Below are 818 nucleotides of genomic sequence, written 5' to 3' on the forward strand. Positions count from 1 at the left end.
CCCATCGGCACGTAGCCCGACGTGAGGCCCTTCGCCATCGTGATGAGATCGGGTTCGAAACCGAAGTGTTGGTGTGCGAACCATTCGCCGGTGCGGCCGAAGCCGCCGATCACTTCGTCGGCCACCAGCAGGATGTCGTACTTGCGGCAGATCCGCTGGATTTCCGGCCAGTACGTCGATGGCGGGAAGATCACGCCGCCCGCGCCCTGGAACGGCTCGCCGATGAACGCCGCGACGTTCTCCGCGCCAAGTTCGAGGATCTTCGCTTCGAGCTGCTGTGCGCGGGCGAGACCGAACGCTTCCGGCGTTTCGCCGGCCGCCGCTTCGCCGAAGAAATACGGCTGGTCGATGTGCACGATGTTCTCGACCTTCGACGGCATCTGCTCGTGCATGTAGCCCATCCCGCCGAGCGTGCCGCCGGCGATCGTCGAGCCGTGATAGCCGTTCTTGCGCGAGATCACGTACTTCTTCTGCGGCTGGCCCTGCACGCGCCAGTACTGGTGCACGAGGCGCAGCACGGTGTCGTTGCCTTCCGAGCCGCTGTTGCAATAGAAGAAGTGGTTGAAGCCCTTCGGCGTGACTTCCGCGAGCATCGCGGAGAGTTCGATCACCGGCGGGTGGGTGGTCTTGAAGAACGTGTTGTAGAACGGCAGCTCCTGGATCTGGCGATACGCGGCGTCGGCGAGTTCCTTGCGGCCGTAGCCGACGTTCACGCACCAGAGGCCGGCCATCCCGTCGATCACCTTGTTGCCGTCCGAGTCCCACAGGTAGACGCCGTCGGCCTTCACGATCACGCGGCTGCCTGCACGGTTCAGCGC

Annotated in this window: 1 protein-coding gene; it reads right to left on the reverse strand. The window is 64.4% G+C overall.

Going from position 1 to position 818, the window contains the following annotated elements; genetic code table 11:
* On the reverse strand, positions 1-818 hold an 818-nt coding region (locus tag F3J15_RS37470), incomplete at both ends, for an aminotransferase (RefSeq protein WP_166897857.1).

This window comes from Burkholderia sp. Ap-955 (assembly GCF_011753045.1).
In the GTDB taxonomy this organism is placed as follows: domain Bacteria; phylum Pseudomonadota; class Gammaproteobacteria; order Burkholderiales; family Burkholderiaceae; genus Burkholderia; species Burkholderia lata_D.